14 protein-coding genes are annotated in these 15254 nt (G+C 70.9%); 5 read left to right on the forward strand and 9 right to left on the reverse strand.

Annotated elements, in window-relative coordinates; translation table 11 throughout:
- Position 1 precedes the first annotated feature (1 nt).
- Entirely contained in the window at positions 2-697 is a 696-nt protein-coding gene (locus ACFU8W_RS14915; protein ID WP_345515162.1) for a uridine kinase, read from the reverse strand.
- A gap of 64 nt (positions 698-761) precedes the next feature.
- Between ACFU8W_RS14915 and ACFU8W_RS14920 the strand changes: the two genes are divergently transcribed.
- Positions 762-1166: a hypothetical protein gene (locus tag ACFU8W_RS14920; RefSeq protein ID WP_384036410.1), complete on the forward strand. Its 405-nt coding sequence runs from the start codon at positions 762-764 to the stop codon at positions 1164-1166.
- A gap of 69 nt (positions 1167-1235) precedes the next feature.
- Here the strand turns inward: ACFU8W_RS14920 and ACFU8W_RS14925 are convergent, their stop codons facing one another.
- Genes ACFU8W_RS14925 through deoC form a run of 3 tightly spaced genes read right to left on the reverse strand, consistent with a single transcriptional unit; the run spans position 1236 to position 4604 of the window.
- Positions 1236-2207: an aldehyde dehydrogenase family protein gene (locus tag ACFU8W_RS14925; RefSeq protein WP_384036413.1), complete on the reverse strand. Its 972-nt coding sequence runs from the start codon at positions 2205-2207 to the stop codon at positions 1236-1238.
- Entirely contained in the window at positions 2197-3636 is a 1440-nt protein-coding gene (locus ACFU8W_RS14930; RefSeq protein WP_345515165.1) for an aldehyde dehydrogenase family protein, read from the reverse strand. The genes ACFU8W_RS14925 and ACFU8W_RS14930 overlap by 11 nt, the downstream gene beginning before the upstream one ends.
- A 5-nt stretch (positions 3637-3641) precedes the next feature.
- Positions 3642-4604, reverse strand: coding sequence for a deoxyribose-phosphate aldolase (deoC, locus tag ACFU8W_RS14935; RefSeq protein ID WP_327249428.1), 963 nt, complete (start codon positions 4602-4604; stop codon positions 3642-3644).
- A 136-nt stretch (positions 4605-4740) separates the two neighbouring features.
- On the opposite strand from deoC, the gene ACFU8W_RS14940 reads away from it, so the two are divergent.
- Positions 4741-5385 (forward strand): PH domain-containing protein, encoded by a 645-nt coding sequence (locus ACFU8W_RS14940; protein ID WP_384036417.1) that lies wholly within the window; start codon positions 4741-4743, stop codon positions 5383-5385.
- Positions 5386-5745: 360 nt separating this feature from the next.
- Here the strand turns inward: ACFU8W_RS14940 and ACFU8W_RS14945 are convergent, their stop codons facing one another.
- The 3 genes from ACFU8W_RS14945 to ACFU8W_RS14955 all read right to left on the reverse strand — a co-directional run bounded on the left by ACFU8W_RS14945 (position 5746) and on the right by ACFU8W_RS14955 (position 8863).
- On the reverse strand, positions 5746-7386 hold the full coding sequence (locus ACFU8W_RS14945) for a phospho-sugar mutase (protein ID WP_384036420.1): 1641 nt from the start codon (positions 7384-7386) through the stop codon (positions 5746-5748).
- A gap of 108 nt (positions 7387-7494) precedes the next feature.
- Positions 7495-8319: a purine-nucleoside phosphorylase gene (locus tag ACFU8W_RS14950; RefSeq protein WP_326792701.1), complete on the reverse strand. Its 825-nt coding sequence runs from the start codon at positions 8317-8319 to the stop codon at positions 7495-7497.
- A 106-nt stretch (positions 8320-8425) separates the two neighbouring features.
- Positions 8426-8863 carry a gamma-glutamylcyclotransferase gene (locus ACFU8W_RS14955; RefSeq protein WP_266982241.1) on the reverse strand — a complete coding sequence of 146 codons (438 nt, stop codon included), beginning with the start codon at positions 8861-8863 and terminating at the stop codon, positions 8426-8428.
- A gap of 274 nt (positions 8864-9137) precedes the next feature.
- On the opposite strand from ACFU8W_RS14955, the gene ACFU8W_RS14960 reads away from it, so the two are divergent.
- On the forward strand, positions 9138-10577 hold the full coding sequence (locus ACFU8W_RS14960; protein ID WP_345515169.1) for an NAD(P)H-quinone dehydrogenase: 1440 nt from the start codon (positions 9138-9140) through the stop codon (positions 10575-10577).
- A gap of 177 nt (positions 10578-10754) precedes the next feature.
- Positions 10755-11717, forward strand: coding sequence for a DeoR/GlpR family DNA-binding transcription regulator (locus ACFU8W_RS14965; protein WP_384036425.1), 963 nt, complete (start codon positions 10755-10757; stop codon positions 11715-11717).
- A gap of 97 nt (positions 11718-11814) precedes the next feature.
- Here ACFU8W_RS14965 and ACFU8W_RS14970 read toward each other — a convergent pair whose 3' ends face one another.
- Both ACFU8W_RS14970 and ACFU8W_RS14975 read right to left on the reverse strand, forming a co-directional pair.
- A complete protein-coding gene (locus ACFU8W_RS14970) occupies positions 11815-12411 on the reverse strand; it encodes a TetR/AcrR family transcriptional regulator (RefSeq protein ID WP_384036428.1) in 597 nt (198 codons plus the stop codon).
- Positions 12412-12591: 180 nt separating this feature from the next.
- Positions 12592-14346 carry an acetyl/propionyl/methylcrotonyl-CoA carboxylase subunit alpha gene (locus ACFU8W_RS14975; protein WP_384036431.1) on the reverse strand — a complete coding sequence of 585 codons (1755 nt, stop codon included), beginning with the start codon at positions 14344-14346 and terminating at the stop codon, positions 12592-12594.
- A 412-nt stretch (positions 14347-14758) separates the two neighbouring features.
- On the opposite strand from ACFU8W_RS14975, the gene ACFU8W_RS14980 reads away from it, so the two are divergent.
- Entirely contained in the window at positions 14759-15229 is a 471-nt protein-coding gene (locus ACFU8W_RS14980) for a hypothetical protein (protein WP_345515173.1), read from the forward strand.
- Positions 15230-15254: the final 25 nt, after the last annotated feature.

Consider the following 15254-nt stretch of genomic DNA (forward strand, 5'->3'; position numbering starts at 1 on the left):
GCTACGCCACCGGTGCCCGGCGGCACCGCCCTGCCGCAGCCGCCGCCAGGCGCCCGAGCGCCTCCTGCTTCCCGCAGGGGTGAGCGCCCAGCGCCGTCTGCCGTGCCACGATCCGCCGCTCCGCGCGCATCAGCCGCCACCCCCGTCGCAGCAGGAACGGCACGGACTTGCGGCCCTCGCGCAGATCCCGCAGCAGCCGGCGCCGGAACGTCGTCGTCGGACGGCCGCGCAGGCACAACGCGTCCGCCAGGACACCCAGTTCCTGGCATCGCTCGACTATGTCCGCCGCGAAGATGCCCTCGGCCACGAAGAGCGGCGTCCGCTCGATGTGGAGCGCCTCGCGGTCGATCCGGGAGCTGGTGGCGATGTCGTACACCGGGACGTTCGTACGCCCCGTGCGGCACAGCTCCGTGATGGCGGCGACCGCCGCATCCGCGTCCCAGGACTGTGCGGAGTCCCAGTCGATGTCCGAACTGCCCGGGACCAGCGGCAGTGTGGGGTCGTCGCCCTCCTTGTAGAAGTCGTCCAGGCGCAGCACCGGAAGGTCCGTGCGGGCGGCCAGGGAGGACTTGCCGGAGCCGGAGGGGCCCGCGAGCAGCACGACGCGGGTCGGGATCGGTTGGGAACTCACAGGACACGAGTGTGAGGCATCGACCCGCGCAGGGGATCCCCCGGTGCCCGTGTTGGTATCCAGCATCACACCTCAATTACTCTACGTGTACAGATGATTACTCGATCGTTGTCGATCAGGTGGGAACTCCATGGCACGTCATGCACTTTCCAGGTCCCGGCGCCCCGCGCTGCTGCGCGCAGGTCTGACCGTCACCGCGATGGGCGCCGCGCTCGGTGCGGGGGGTGCGGCGGCCCACGCGGCGCCGCTGCCCATCGCTCCGGCCCCCGGCGCCGACAGCAGTCTCGACGCGGTCGGTGAGGCGACCGGGGGCGCGGTGACCGGGGCGCTCGGGCACGGGGTCTCTCCGGTCACGAACCTTCAGCTCGACCCGCTGGCCAAGACGGGTGTGGACCCGCTGGCCAACGGGGTGGGGACGCAGATCGGCGACTTCAAGCCGGTCACCACGGGCATCGTCACCGAACCACTGAGCGGCGGTGGTGCGCTGAACGACCTGCCGTCGGTGGGGCAGGTGACGGGGCTGGTGCACGGCTGATCCCGGCACACAGGGCTGCGGCCCGCCCCTCCGCGGTGTTGCCGGAGGGGCGGGCCGCAGCCGCGTCGCTCAGTAGGAGGAACCCGAGACGCCGAGCGCACCCGTGGGGTGCCAGACCGTCTTGGTCTCCAGGAAGGCCGTCAGGCGGTGCGTGCCCGGGTCGGCCGACCAGTCGTTTCCGTCCACAGCCTGTGGACGATCGGAGCTCTGCGCTTCCTTCTCGGGGTGGTGGCGGGGGACGGGTGGGCGGAGAACTCGCTTCAGGTTGTCCGCTGCCGCGATCTCCAGCTCCTTCGCCAGATCGGCGTCGGCGCCCGTGAGATCGATCGCGTTCACGTCCTGGTGGGACGCGAGCGGGGCCGCGAGCTCCGCCGTCTTCCCGGACAGGATGTTCACCACACCGCCCGGCAGGTCGGAGGTGGCCAGCACCTCGCCCAGGGACAGCGCCGGGAGCGGGGCGTCGGCGGACGCGATGACGACCGCCGTGTTGCCGGTCGCGATCACCGGCGCGACGACGGAGACCAGGCCCAGGAACGACGACTTCTGCGGCGCGACGATCGCGACCACGCCCGTCGGCTCGGGCGTGGACAGGTTGAAGAACGGGCCCGCGACCGGGTTCGCCCCGCCCACGATCTGGCCGATCTTGTCGGTCCAGCCCGCGTACCAGACCCAGCGGTCGATCGCCGCGTCCACGGCGGCCGCCGCCTTGGACTTCGACAGCCCTTCCGCGTCCGCCACTTCCCGTACGAACTGGTGCTTGCGGCCCTCCAGCATCTCCGCGATGCGGTAGAGGATCTGGCCGCGGTTGTACGCCGTCGCGCCCGACCAGCCGCCGAACGCCTTACGGGCGGCCACGACCGCGTCCCGTGCGTCCTTGCGGGAGGCCTGCGGGGCGTTCGCCAGCCACGTGCCCTTGCCCGCCGCGTCAGCGGCAGATGCCTTCGCCGTCACCTCGTACACCCGGCCGCTCTCGGAGCGGGGGAACTTGCCCCCGACGTACAGCTTGTAGGTCTTGAAGACACTCAGACGGTTATCGGACATCGAGGTACGCCTCCAGGCCGTGACGGCCGCCTTCGCGGCCGAAGCCCGACTCCTTGTAACCGCCGAACGGCGAGGTCGGGTCGAACTTGTTGAACGTGTTGGCCCAGACGACGCCCGCCCGGAGCTTGTTCGCCACCGCGAGGATGCGGGAGCCCTTCTCCGTCCAGATGCCGGCCGACAGGCCGTACTGGCTGTTGTTGGCCTTGGCGACCGCCTCGTCCGGCGTACGGAACGACAGGACGGACAGCACCGGGCCGAAGATCTCGTCGCGGGCGATGGTGTGCGCCTGGGTGACGTTCGTGAACAGCGTCGGGGCGAACCAGTAGCCGGACGACGGGAGATCGCAGGGGGCCGACCAGCGTTCGGCGCCCTCCGCCTCGCCCGTCTCGACCAGTGCCGTGATCCGGGAGAGCTGCTCCGGGGAGTTGATCGCGCCGATGTCGGTGTTCTTGTCCAGCGGGTCGCCGAGGCGCAGCGTGGACAGCCGGCGCTTCAAGGAGTCCAGCAGCTCGTCCTGGATCGACTCCTGGACGAGGAGGCGCGAGCCCGCGCAGCAGACCTGGCCCTGGTTGAAGAAGATGCCGGTGACGATGCCTTCGACGGCCTGGTCGATCGGGGCGTCGTCGAAGACGATGTTCGCGCCCTTGCCGCCCAGTTCCAGAGTGACCTTCTTGTCCGTACCGGCGACCTGGCGGGCGATCGCCTTGCCGACCGCGGTCGAGCCGGTGAAGGCGACCTTGTCGACGTCCGGGTGCTGGACGAGGGCCGCGCCCGCGTCCCCGTACCCGGTGAGGATGTTCACGACACCCTTCGGGAGGCCCGCCTGGCGGCAGATGTCCGCGAAGAAGAGCGCGGAGAGGGGGGTCGTCTCGGCGGGCTTCAGGACCACGGTGTTGCCGGTGGCGAGTGCCGGGGCGATCTTCCAGGCGAGCATCAGCAGCGGGAAGTTCCACGGGATGACCTGGCCCGCGACGCCGAGCGGACGGGGGTTCGCGCCGTAGCCTGCGTGGTCGAGCTTGTCGGCCCAGCCCGCGTAGTAGAAGAAGTGCGCCGCGACCAGCGGGAGGTCCGCGTCGCGGGTCTCCTTGATCGGCTTGCCGTTGTCGAGGGTTTCGAGGACGGCGAGCTCGCGGGAGCGTTCCTGAATGATCCGGGCGATCCGGAACAGGTACTTGGCGCGCTCGGAGCCCGGCAGCGCCGACCACTTCTCGAACGCCTTGCGGGCCGCCTTCACGGCCCGGTCGACGTCCGCGGCGCCGGCCTGCGCGACCTCGGAGAGGACCTCCTCGGACGACGGGGAGACCGTCTTGAAGACCTTGCCGTCGGCCGCGTCGGTGAACTCGCCGTCGATGAACAGGCCGTACGACGGTGCGATGTCGACGACCGACCGAGACTCGGGGGCGGGTGCGTACTCGAATGCAGATGCCATGGGGATCAGTCCACCGTCACGTAATCGGGGCCGGAGTAACGGCCGGTGCTGAGCTTCTGACGCTGCATCAGCAGGTCGTTCAGCAGGCTGGAGGCGCCGAAGCGGAACCAGTGGTTGTCCAGCCAGTCCTCGCCGACGGTCTCGTTGACCAGGACGAGGAACTTGATCGCGTCCTTGGAGGTGCGGATGCCGCCCGCGGGCTTCACACCGATCTGCACACCGGTCTGCTCCCGGAAGTCGCGCACGGCCTCCAGCATCAGCAGGGTGTTCGCAGGTGTGGCGTTGGTCCCGACCTTGCCGGTCGACGTCTTGATGAAGTCCGCGCCCGCCAGCATGCCGAGCCAGGAGGCGCGGCGGATGTTGTCGTAGGTGGACAGCTCTCCGGTCTCGAAGATGACCTTGAGGCGGGCGTCGGTGCCGTCGGCACGGGCGCACTCGGCCTTTACGGCGAGGATCTCCTCGTACACCTTGAGGTAGTGGCCGGAGAGAAAGGCGCCCCGGTCGATCACCATGTCGATCTCGTCGGCCCCGGCGGCCACGGCGTCACGGACGTCCGCGAGCTTCACGTCGAGCGCGGCGCGCCCGGCGGGGAAGGCCGTCGCGACGGACGCCACCTTCACGCCGGAACCGGCCAGCGCGGCGGCGGCCGTCGCCGCCATGTCGGGATAGACGCAGACCGCGGCGGTGCGCGGGGTCGTGCGGTCGGTCGGGTCGGGATTGACGGCCTTGGCGGCGAGAGCCCGGACCTTGCCCGGGGTGTCCGCGCCTTCCAGCGTCGTCAGGTCGATCATCGAGATGGCGAGGTCGATGGCGTACGCCTTGGCCGTCGTCTTGATCGAACGGGTTCCGAGGGACGCGGCGCGCGCTTCGAGGCCGACGGCGTCGACGCCGGGCAGCCCGTGCAGGAAGCGGCGCAGCGCACCGTCGGACGCGGTGGCGTCGGAGAATGCGGGTGCAGTGGTGGGCATGGTCACCAGATGAGCATATCTACGCGCGTAGCGGCCTGTACAGGGGGGAGGGGTCACCGGCGTGGAGCGCAGTGCCCGTGCGGGTGCGGGGTGGCCGCTCCGGCGAGGCCCCCGCACGTCAGGCAGAATCGGCCTCATGACGAGCCCCACACCTCCCACCGAGCCCTCCTACGCCGACCGGACTTTCCGGTCGCCCGCCGGGATGGTGGGCGGTGCCCTGCTGCTCCTGCTGGTCGGCTGGCTCGGCGTGGATGCCCTGATCAGGGGTGACGGGCGGACGCCGTGGCTGGCCCTGGCCGGACTGCTGACGGCTGTACCGCTGATCGTCGCGTTCACCCTGCGACCGGTCGTGTCGGTGAACAAGGAGCGGATCCGGATCCGCAACCCGTTCCGGACGATCACGGCACCGTGGCCGGCGGTCGCGGACGTGCGGGCCGGGTACTCCACCGAACTGTTCACCCACGACGGCGCGAAGTACCAGCTGTGGGCGGTGCCGGTGTCGCTGCGGCAGCGCAAGAAGGCGGCACGGCAGCAGTCGCGCCAGTCGCAGGACGATCCGTACCGGCGCACGTCGGTGCATGCGGATGTGCGGGACACGAAGGCGCGGATCGCCGGGGCGGACCAGACGGTGGCGGATCTGCGCGAGATGGCCGAGCAGGGCGGGGGCGGCGCGGGTGGCGCCGGTGGCGCCGCGGCGGTCGTCGTGCGATGGGCGTACGAGGTGATTGCGCCGGCGGTCGCGGGGGCTGTGCTGCTGGTGGTGCTGCTGGCGCTGGGCTGAGGGCTGTCCTGCTCATCGCCGGCGGGTGCACGACGACAGCGTGCACCCCGCTGCTTCGTCGGAGCGCCCGGGTGCGCCCCGTGTGAGGAGGCTTCTCCGCCTTGCGACGCACCGCGTCCGACGACGCGCGCCGATCCGCGAGCGACGACGTCCGGGACCGCAGGGCCCTGCGCCACCGCCTCCCGTGACCGGCGGCTGCGCGGCACGGGAGGCGGGGACGATCGGGACAGCGGGGACGGCTCGGTGCGGGGACACCGGGTCGGCCCCTTCCCGGCCCGGGCCGATGACCGGGAAAGGAGGCGGAAGGCTGCGGCAACTGCCGTACCCGATTCCTCCGCACGTACGAAGGGGCGCTTGTGCTCAGATCCCGGCGGCCGCCGACAGGTCCCTGGTGATCCCCGCGAGGAGTTCCGCGCCCTTGGCCCGCGCGGCGGGCAGGCCGTCCGCCGAACCGACCGGCACCACGACCTCCAGGTAGCACTTGAGCTTCGGCTCGGTGCCGCTCGGTCGGACGATCACCCGGGCACCCTGAAGGTGGTAACGGAGTCCGTCGGTGGGCGGCAGCTGCTCCGAGCCCTCCGACAGATCCTCGGCCGAGGTGACGGCGAGCCCCGCGAGCGCGGTCGGCGGGGCCTCGCGCAGCCGCCGCATGGCGTCCGCGATGACCGACAGGTCCTCCACCCGGACCGAGAGCTGGTCGGTGGCGTGCAGCCCGTGCTCGACCGCGATGTCGTCGAGGAGATCGAGGAGCGTGCGCCCCTGCTCCTTGAGCACGGAGGCCAGCTCGGCGACGAGCAGTGCGGCCGTGATGCCGTCCTTGTCACGTACGCCGTCGGGGTCGACGCAGTAGCCGAGCGCCTCCTCGTACCCGTACCGCAGGCCGTCGACGCGGGCGATCCACTTGAAGCCGGTCAGCGTCTCCTCGTACCCGTTCCCCGCCTTCTCGGCGATCCGGCCGAGCAGCGACGACGACACGATCGACTCGGCGAAGACACCGGTGGCACCGCGGGCGACCAGATGGGCGGCGAGCAGCGCGCCGACCTCGTCGCCGCGCAGCATCCGCCAGCCGCCGTCCACGGACGGGTCCGGGACGGCGACGGCGCAGCGGTCCGCGTCCGGGTCATTGGCGATGACGATGTCCGGGTGCGCGCGCCGGGCGGTGGCGAACGCGAGATCCATCGCCCCCGGCTCCTCCGGGTTCGGGAACGCGACGGTGGGGAACGCCGGGTCGGGCTCGGCCTGCTCGGCGACGAGCACCGGCTCCGGGAACCCGGCGCGGGCGAAGGCCGCGGTCAGGACGGACGTGCCGACGCCGTGCATGGCGGTGTACACGACCTGGGCGGTACGCGGGGACCCGGCATCGAGCACCGCGTCCGTACGGGCCAGATAGGCGTCCAGGACCTCGTCGCCGAGGATCTCCCAGCCGCTCTCCGGCCGGTCCACGCCGGCCAGCGGGCCGACCGCGGCGATCGCGTCGGCGATCTCCCCGTCCGCCGGGGGCACGATCTGCGAGCCGTCGCCCAGATAGACCTTGTACCCGTTGTCGCGCGGCGGATTGTGGCTCGCGGTCACCTCGACGCCCGCGACGGCGCCCAGGTGACGTATCGCATACGCCAGGACGGGGGTCGGGAGCGGGCGGGGGAGGACTGCCGCGCGCAGACCCGCACCCGTCATCACGGCCGCGGTGTCGCGGGCGAAGTCGGCGGACTTGTACCGGGCGTCGTACCCGATGACGACCGTGCCGCCGGTCTGCCCCTTCGCCTTCAGATAGGCGGCGAGCCCGGCGGCGGCGCGGATGACGACGGACCGGTTCATCCGCATCGGCCCGGCCCCCAGCTCACCGCGGAGCCCGGCGGTACCGAACTGCAGCGTGCCTGCGAACCGTGCGGCGAGCGCGTCGAGGTCCTCGGCGTCGATGAGCTTGGCGAGCTCGTCGCGGGTCTCGGGGTCGGGGTCCTCGACGAGCCAGGTCCTGGCCTGCGTGATGAGGTCCTGCTGCACGGTGTCCGCCTTTCTGCGGGGTGAGGTGTTTTCCGGGTGCGGGTGGGTGGCACGCCGCGCGGGGCCGTCCCGGGCGACAGACACCGCCCGCCGCAGGGCGACGCGCGGTCAGATGCGCTCGAGCACCCGCGCGAGCAACGACCCCATCCGGGTCGCCGAGTCCCGTCCTGCCTGCAGTACCTCTTCGTGGTTCAGCGGCTCCCCGCTCAGCCCGGCAGCCAGATTCGTGACGAGCGAGATGCCCAGCACCTCCGCCCCCGCCTCCCGCGCGGCAATGGCTTCGAGCACCGTGGACATGCCGACCAGGTCGCCGCCCATCACCCGGACCATGTTGATCTCGGCCGGGGTCTCGTAGTGCGGGCCGGGGAACTGCACGTACACGCCCTCTTCGAGGGTGTCGTCGACCTCCTTGCACAGCGCGCGCAGCCGCGGCGAGTACAGGTCGGTCAGGTCGACGAAGTTGGCGCCGACGATCGGGGACGCCGCGGTCAGGTTGATGTGGTCGCTGATCAGGACCGGCTGTCCGGGGCGCATGCCCTCGCGCAGACCGCCGCAGCCGTTCGTCAGGACGACGGTCTTGCAGCCCGCGGCGACGGCGGTGCGGACCCCGTGCGCGACGGCGGCGACGCCGCGGCCCTCGTAGAAGTGCGTGCGGCCGAGGAAGACCAGGGCGCGCTTCTCGCCGATCCGGTACGAGCGGATCGTGCCGCCGTGGCCCTGGACGGCGGGTGCCGGGAAGCCGGGAAGTTCGGTCACCGGGAACTCGGCCTCCGGAGTGCCGAGCGCGTCGCCCGCAGGTGCCCAGCCGGAACCCATCACGAGGGCGACGTCGTGGGTCTCGGCACCGGTCAGCTCGCGCAGGCGGGCAGCGGCGTCGGCAGCGGCGGCGTGCGGGTCGCCCTGGATGTTGTCCGGAATAACAGATGCGTTCACGCGGATGAGGGTAGCCGGTGATTCCCTACGCGCGTAGATGCCCCTGCGCAGAGTCTCCACGCGACTCTTTGTACTTTCACACAGAACCGGGCAGCGGCGCGGCGCCTCAGCAGGGGTGTTTGCGCAGCTCCATCACATAGTCGTGCGGTGCGCCCGCCGACTCGGCGGCGTCCGCGATCTCGCCCAGATAGCGGGCGGACGGCAGCCCGCCCTCGTACCCGTTCAGCACGTACATCCAGGCCGGCTCCTCGCCGTCCAGGGTGTGCACCCGGACCCGCATCCGCCGGTAGATGTCGAGGCCGACACCCTCCCAGCGGTCCATGGAGTCCTCGTCCATCGGCGCGATGTCGTACAGCGCCACGAAGACCTGCGAGCGCGGCGCCTCCACCACCGTGGCCAGCGCGCCTTCCCAGCCCATCTGCTCCCCGCCGAAGGTCAGCCGCCAGCCGTTGAGCCAGCCCGTGCCGCGCAGCGGGGAATGCGGTGCGCGGCGCGTCATCAGCCGCGCGTCGAGGTTGCCGGCGTACGCGGCGTAGAGCGACATGGGGTCGAGGGTACGGGAGGTGACCCCGGGAGCGGCGATTCCTGTGAGGAAGACCCCGGTCGGCGCCTTCGAGGGGAACCCGTGGAGGTCTCCGCGAGGGGACCTCGCCGCGCCCCTTTCGCCGTCCTGGCTCCCGTATGGAGGGCCCCGGGGCGAAGCATGTTGGCGCGTGCGGGACAATGGAGTACGTACTGCATACCCCCGGGGTGATCCCCCGGACCCCCGGCCGGGGCGGCAGACGGCCGCGGGATGACATACGCGAGGCGGACTTTTTGTGACCCGGATCGTGATCATCGGCGGCGGACCCGGCGGCTACGAGGCGGCACTGGTGGGCGCCCAGCTCGGCGCGGAGGTGACCGTCGTCGACTGCGACGGCCTCGGCGGCGCGTCGGTACTCACCGACTGCGTGCCCTCCAAGACCCTGATCGCGACGGCAGAGGTGATGACCACCTTCGACTCTTCGTACGAGGAGTTGGGCATCATCGTCGCCGACGACACGCCGCACATCGAGCAGGCGGCGCGGGTGGTCGGCGTCGACCTCGGCAAGGTCAACCGACGGGTGAAGCGCCTGGCGCTCGCCCAGTCCCACGACATCACCGCCTCCGTCACCCGCGCGGGGGCGCGCGTGATGCGTGGCCGCGGGCGTCTGGAAGGCCTCCAGGCCGCCGACGGCTCCCGCACGGTCGTCGTGACCGTGGCCGACGGTACGGAGGAGAGGCTCACCGCCGACGCCGTGCTGATCGCGACCGGCGGCCACCCCCGGGAGATCCCGGACGCGCTCCCCGACGGCGAGCGCATTCTGAACTGGACCCAGGTCTACGACCTCGACGAGCTCCCCGAGGAGCTCATCGTGGTCGGCTCCGGTGTCACCGGTGCCGAGTTCGCCGGCGCCTACCAGGCACTCGGTTCCCGCGTCACGCTCGTCTCGTCCCGCGACCGGGTGCTGCCGGGCGAGGACCCGGACGCCGCCGCCGTGCTGGAGGACGTCTTCCGGCGCCGCGGCATGAACGTCATGGCGCGCTCGCGCGCCCAGGCGGCGAAGCGGGTCGGCGACCGGGTCGAGGTCACCCTCGCCGACGGCCGCGTGATCACCGGTTCGCACTGTCTGATGGCGGTCGGCGCGATCCCGAACAGCGCGGGCATGGGTCTGGAGGAGGCCGGGGTCCGGCTCAAGGATTCCGGCCACATCTGGACCGACAAGGTCTCCCGCACCAGCGCCCCCGGCGTGTACGCGGCCGGTGACGTCACCGGCATCTTCGCCCTGGCCTCGGTCGCCGCGATGCAGGGCCGGATCGCGATGTACCACTTCCTCGGTGACGCGGTGGCCCCGCTCAATCTGAAGACCGTCTCCTCGAACGTCTTCACCGACCCGGAGATCGCCACCGTCGGCTACACGCAGGCGGACGTCGACTCCGGCGCGATCGACGCACGTGTGGTGAAGCTGCCGCTGCTGCGCAACCCGCGCGCCAAGATGCAGGGCATCCGGGACGGCTTCGTCAAGATCTTCTGCCGGCCCGGCACCGGCATCGTGGTCGGCGGCTGTGTCGTCGCGCCGCGGGCCAGCGAGCTGATCCACCCCATCTCGATCGCGGTGGACAACAATCTGACGGTGGAACAGATCGCAAACGCTTTCACTGTGTACCCGTCCCTGTCGGGATCGATCGCCGAAGTGGCACGGCAGTTGCACACCCGGAAGCGGGCCGGCGAGGCGTAGGAACCCGGCATTCCCCGGCAACCCCTGGCAACTCAGGCCGGCGGGAGGCCGTCGGACGATCAGTAGGGAACAACAACGGGGCCGCCTATATCACTTGGCGGCCCCTTGTGTGTACAACTTCTGTTATTCGGCGCAAACTGCTGAAAACTCTCGGGTGGTCACGTTACTGTCAGTTTCGTGTTCGCTGCAGAACGTCGTCAATTGATCCTCGAAATGGTGCGCGCCAACGGGGCGGTATCGCTCCGTGAGCTCGCCCGCGTCGTCCAGACCTCCGAAGTGACCGTACGGCGGGACGTGCGGGCACTGGAGGCAGAAGGACTCCTCGACCGCCGGCATGGCGGTGCGGTTTTGCCGGGCGGTTTTACGCGGGAGTCCGGCTTTCCGCAGAAATCCCATCTCGCCACCGCGGAGAAGACGGCCATCGCCGACCTGGCCGCCGGTCTCGTCGAAGAGGGCGAGGCCATTGTGGTCGGAGCAGGCACGACCACGCAGGAGCTGGCCCGTCGGCTCGCGCGGATCCCCGGCCTGACCGTCGTCACCAACTCACTGCTGGTCGCCCAGGCGTTGGCCCATGCCAACCGGGTGGAGGTGGTGATGACCGGAGGCACCCTGCGCGGTTCCAACTACGCCCTGGTGGGCAGCGGTGCGGAGCAGTCGCTCCAGGGGCTGCGGGTGTCGCGCGCGTTCCTGTCCGGGAGCGGACTCACCGCGGAACGGGGGCTGTCCACGTCCAACATGCTCTCGGCGAGCGTCGACCGGGCGTTGGTGCAGGCCGCCGCGGAGGTGGTGGTCCTGGCGGACCACACCAAGCTCGGCTCCGACACGATGTTCCAGACGGTGCCCACGGACCTGATGACCCGTCTGGTGACGGACGAACCTCCGGCCCACGACGAGCGGTCCGCCACCGAGTTGCAGGCGCTGGCCGACCAGGGCGTACAGATCGCGGTGGCCGGGGCGGGGATGGGGCCGGTCGGGACCGACTCCCACTCGTCGGGGCGCCAGGCGCGCCGCGACATGCCCCTGCCCGGTCAGCGGCGCACGCACAGCGGTCCGGGGCCGCAACTGCGCAGCGCGGCTTCGGCCCTGACGGACCAGTCCCCGGGCGACCGGTCCCGCGTGGCGGACCTCCGGCGCCGCTGAGTCCATCGGGGCACTGCCCCGAACCCCAGCGTTCAAGTGCCGGACGGGCTTGATGGGGCCGACGGAACCCGGCCCCTCCCGCGACTGAGGAGCAGTCTCAGCCCGCCGCCGCCCGCGGCCCTTTCAGCCCCTGCAACGTCAGCGTCAGCAGTCGCCCGGCCAACGCCGGATCCTCCGGCGCCTGCTCCGCCGCCAGCGCGATCGCATTCGTCAGCTGCATCAGGTCGCCGATCGACACGTCCGCCCGTACCGTCCCACTCGCCTGCGCCCGTGCGAGCAGCCGTGCCCCCGCCTCGCGCAGCGGCACGTTGCAGTCGGACAGGGCCGAAGTCTCGTCCCGCGACGTCGACATGAGTGCCTGCGCGAGCCCGCGGTACTCACCCGCATGGGTGATGATTGCGCCGAGCCAGTCCACCAGGCCCCCGCACGGATCCGCCTTCGCCAGCTCGTGGGAGCGGGCGAGCAGTGAGGCGACCGCTTCCTGGAACACCGCGCTCATCAGCGCGTGCCGGTTCGGGAAGTGCCGGTACAGCGTGCCGATCCCCACGCCCGCCCGGCGCGCGATGTCTTCCAGCGAGGCATCGGTGCCGTGCTCCGCGAACGCCGTACGGGCCTCGCAGAGCAACCGGTCGTAGTTGCGCCGCGCGTCGGCGCGCATGGGCCGGCCCGGCGTCTGTGCCGTGCTCATCGCCATTGCGCAGTCCTCCCTTTTTCCGCCCCCGGGGTCCAGGATGCCATTGCGGAAACGTAGGCCTCCGCCCCGTCGGGGCCGGACCGGAACCCGCCGCGACACCGGGGCGGAGCCGACAGACGACAAGGGCCCCCGCGGAGTCGTTCGTACGACTCCGCAGGGGCCCCGGCACGGATCGGCGGATCAGTCCTTGATCTCGCAGATCACGGCGCCGGACGAGACCGAGCCGCCGACCTCGGCGGCCAGACCCTTGATCGTTCCGGCGCGGTGGGCGTTGAGGGGCTGTTCCATCTTCATGGCCTCGAGGACGACGATCAGGTCGCCTTCCTGGACCTGCTGGCCCTCCTCGACGGCGATCTTGACGATGGTGCCCTGCATGGGCGAGGCGAGGGTGTCGCCGGAGGCCGCGGAGCCGGTCTTCTTCGCCGCGCGGCGCTTGGGCTTGGCGCCCGCGGCGAGTCCGGTGCGGGCCAGGCTCATGCCCAGCGAGGAGGGCAGGGAGACCTCGAGACGCTTGCCGCCGACCTCGACGACGACCGTCTCGCGGCCCACCTCCTCCTCCGCCTCCGCGTCGGCGGGAGCGGCGAAGGGCTTGATCTCGTTGACGAACTCGGTCTCGATCCAGCGGGTGTGGACGCGGAACGGGTCGCTGGTGAACGCCGGGTCGGTGACGACCGCGCGGTGGAACGGGATTGCGGTGGCCATGCCCTCGACGTTGAACTCGGCCAGCGCGCGCGCCGCCCGCTGCAGCGCCTGCTCACGCGTGGCACCGGTCACGATGAGCTTCGCCAGCAGCGAGTCCCACGCCGGACCGATCACCGAGCCGGACTCGACGCCCGCGTCCAGGCGGACACCCGGACCGGTCGGCGGTGCGAACACCGTCACCGTGCCCGGGGCGGGCAGGAAGCCGCGGCCCGGGTCCTCACCGTTGATCCGGAACTCGAACGAGTGTCCGCGCACCGCCGGGTCGTCGTAGCCGAGCTTCTCGCCGTCCGCGATCCGGAACATCTCCCGGACCAGGTCGAGACCGGTGACCTCCTCGGTGACCGGGTGCTCGACCTGCAGACGGGTGTTGACCTCCAGGAACGAGATCGTGCCGTCCACACCGACCAGGAACTCCACGGTGCCCGCACCGACGTACCCGGCCTCCTTCAGGATCGCCTTCGACGCCGCGTACAGCTCCGCGTTCTGCTCCTGGGACAGGAACGGCGCGGGAGCCTCCTCCACCAGCTTCTGGTGACGGCGCTGCAGCGAGCAGTCACGTGTCGACACGACCACCACATTGCCGTGGGAGTCGGCCAGGCACTGCGTCTCCACATGCCGCGGCTTGTCGAGGTAGCGCTCCACGAAGCACTCCCCGCGCCCGAACGCCGCGACCGCCTCACGGACGGCGGAGTCGTACAGCTCCGGGATCTCCTCCAGCGTCCGGGCCACCTTCAGCCCGCGACCGCCACCGCCGAACGCCGCCTTGATCGCGATCGGCAGCCCGTGCTGCTCGGCGAACGCCACGACCTCCGCGGAACCCGACACCGGGTCCGGGGTGCCGGCGACCAGCGGCGCACCGGCACGCTGCGCGATGTGGCGGGCGGCGACCTTGTCGCCCAGGTCGCGGATCGCCTGCGGCGGCGGACCGATCCAGGTCAGCCCGGCGTCCAGCACGGCCTGGGCGAACTCGGCGTTCTCCGACAGGAAGCCGTAGCCCGGGTGGATCGCGTCCGCCCCCGAGTCCTTGGCAGCCTGCAGCACCTTGGCCATGTCCAGATAGCTGGCGGCCGGGGTGTCACCGCCCAGAGCGAATGCCTCGTCGGCCGCACGCACATGCAGAGCGTCCCGGTCCGGGTCGGCGTAGACGGCCACGCTCCCGATCCCGGCATCCCGGCATGCCCGAGCAACACGGACAGCAATTTCGCCACGATTGGCGATGAGCACCTTGCGCACGATGGCTCCCTCCTTGAAACAAGCTGAGTTTAGGGACTACCGACACGGCCTTACGACCCGTCCCCATTGGTGAGCTTGCCCACACGGAGCGTGATTCGAGGCCTGCTCGAAGCGTGAAATCCCTTGTGGCACCACGGTACGCCGGGTTTCATGACCGCACAGTAGCCACGAGGTGTGGTCCAGGTCTCTGTTCACAGGAACGACAGCTCCCGGCGTTTCTTTGTGGAATACCTACTAAGGGGCGGGGTTTTCTTTGCGCGACGCACGAGGGGCGCGACAACGCGGGGTCCGTGTGCCGAGTGTGATCCATGCCCGGGTGCGAAAAGAGGCAGGCAGGGCGGTCTGAACTCTTGTCCGAAGGATTACCCGTTAGTAGGGTCCGCGCTATCGCACGTACTGCAGGTAACAGGGGGTGAGCGCCGTGGTGCGCAGACCGGTGGCTTTCGTGGCCGCGATCGTGCTGTTCGTGGAAGCCGCGGGCATGGTGCTCGTCAACGGCATCCTGGCCACGGTCGTCGACAACCAGGAGATGTCGCTGGCCGGGCTCGATCCCGCCGCCATGTCCGCCGGAGCATGGGCGATGGGTGGCGTCGCCGGCCTCTATCTGCTGCTGTGCGGTCTCGTCCTGCTGCTGACCGGCATCCGTGACCGGGCCCCCGGCCGGGTCGGACGGTTCGCCCTGATCAGCTGCGCCGTGGTGCACGGGGTGCTGGGCGCGCTGACCGTGGGGCTGGTCGGCTGGGCCGCGTTCGCCTTCATGATGGTCGTGCTCGGACTGATCGTGCTGACTCTGGTGGCGTACGGGACCGCGCGAGAGAAGAGCGACGGCGAGGCGGACGGGAACGGCGGCGGCGCCGAAGAGGGTGCTCCGGCGCCCGCGTGACCCGCCCGTGCGCGTCAGCCGTGCA

The organism is Streptomyces sp. NPDC057565 (genome assembly GCF_042801455.1).
Classification (GTDB): Bacteria; Actinomycetota; Actinomycetes; order Streptomycetales; family Streptomycetaceae; genus Streptomyces; species Streptomyces yanii.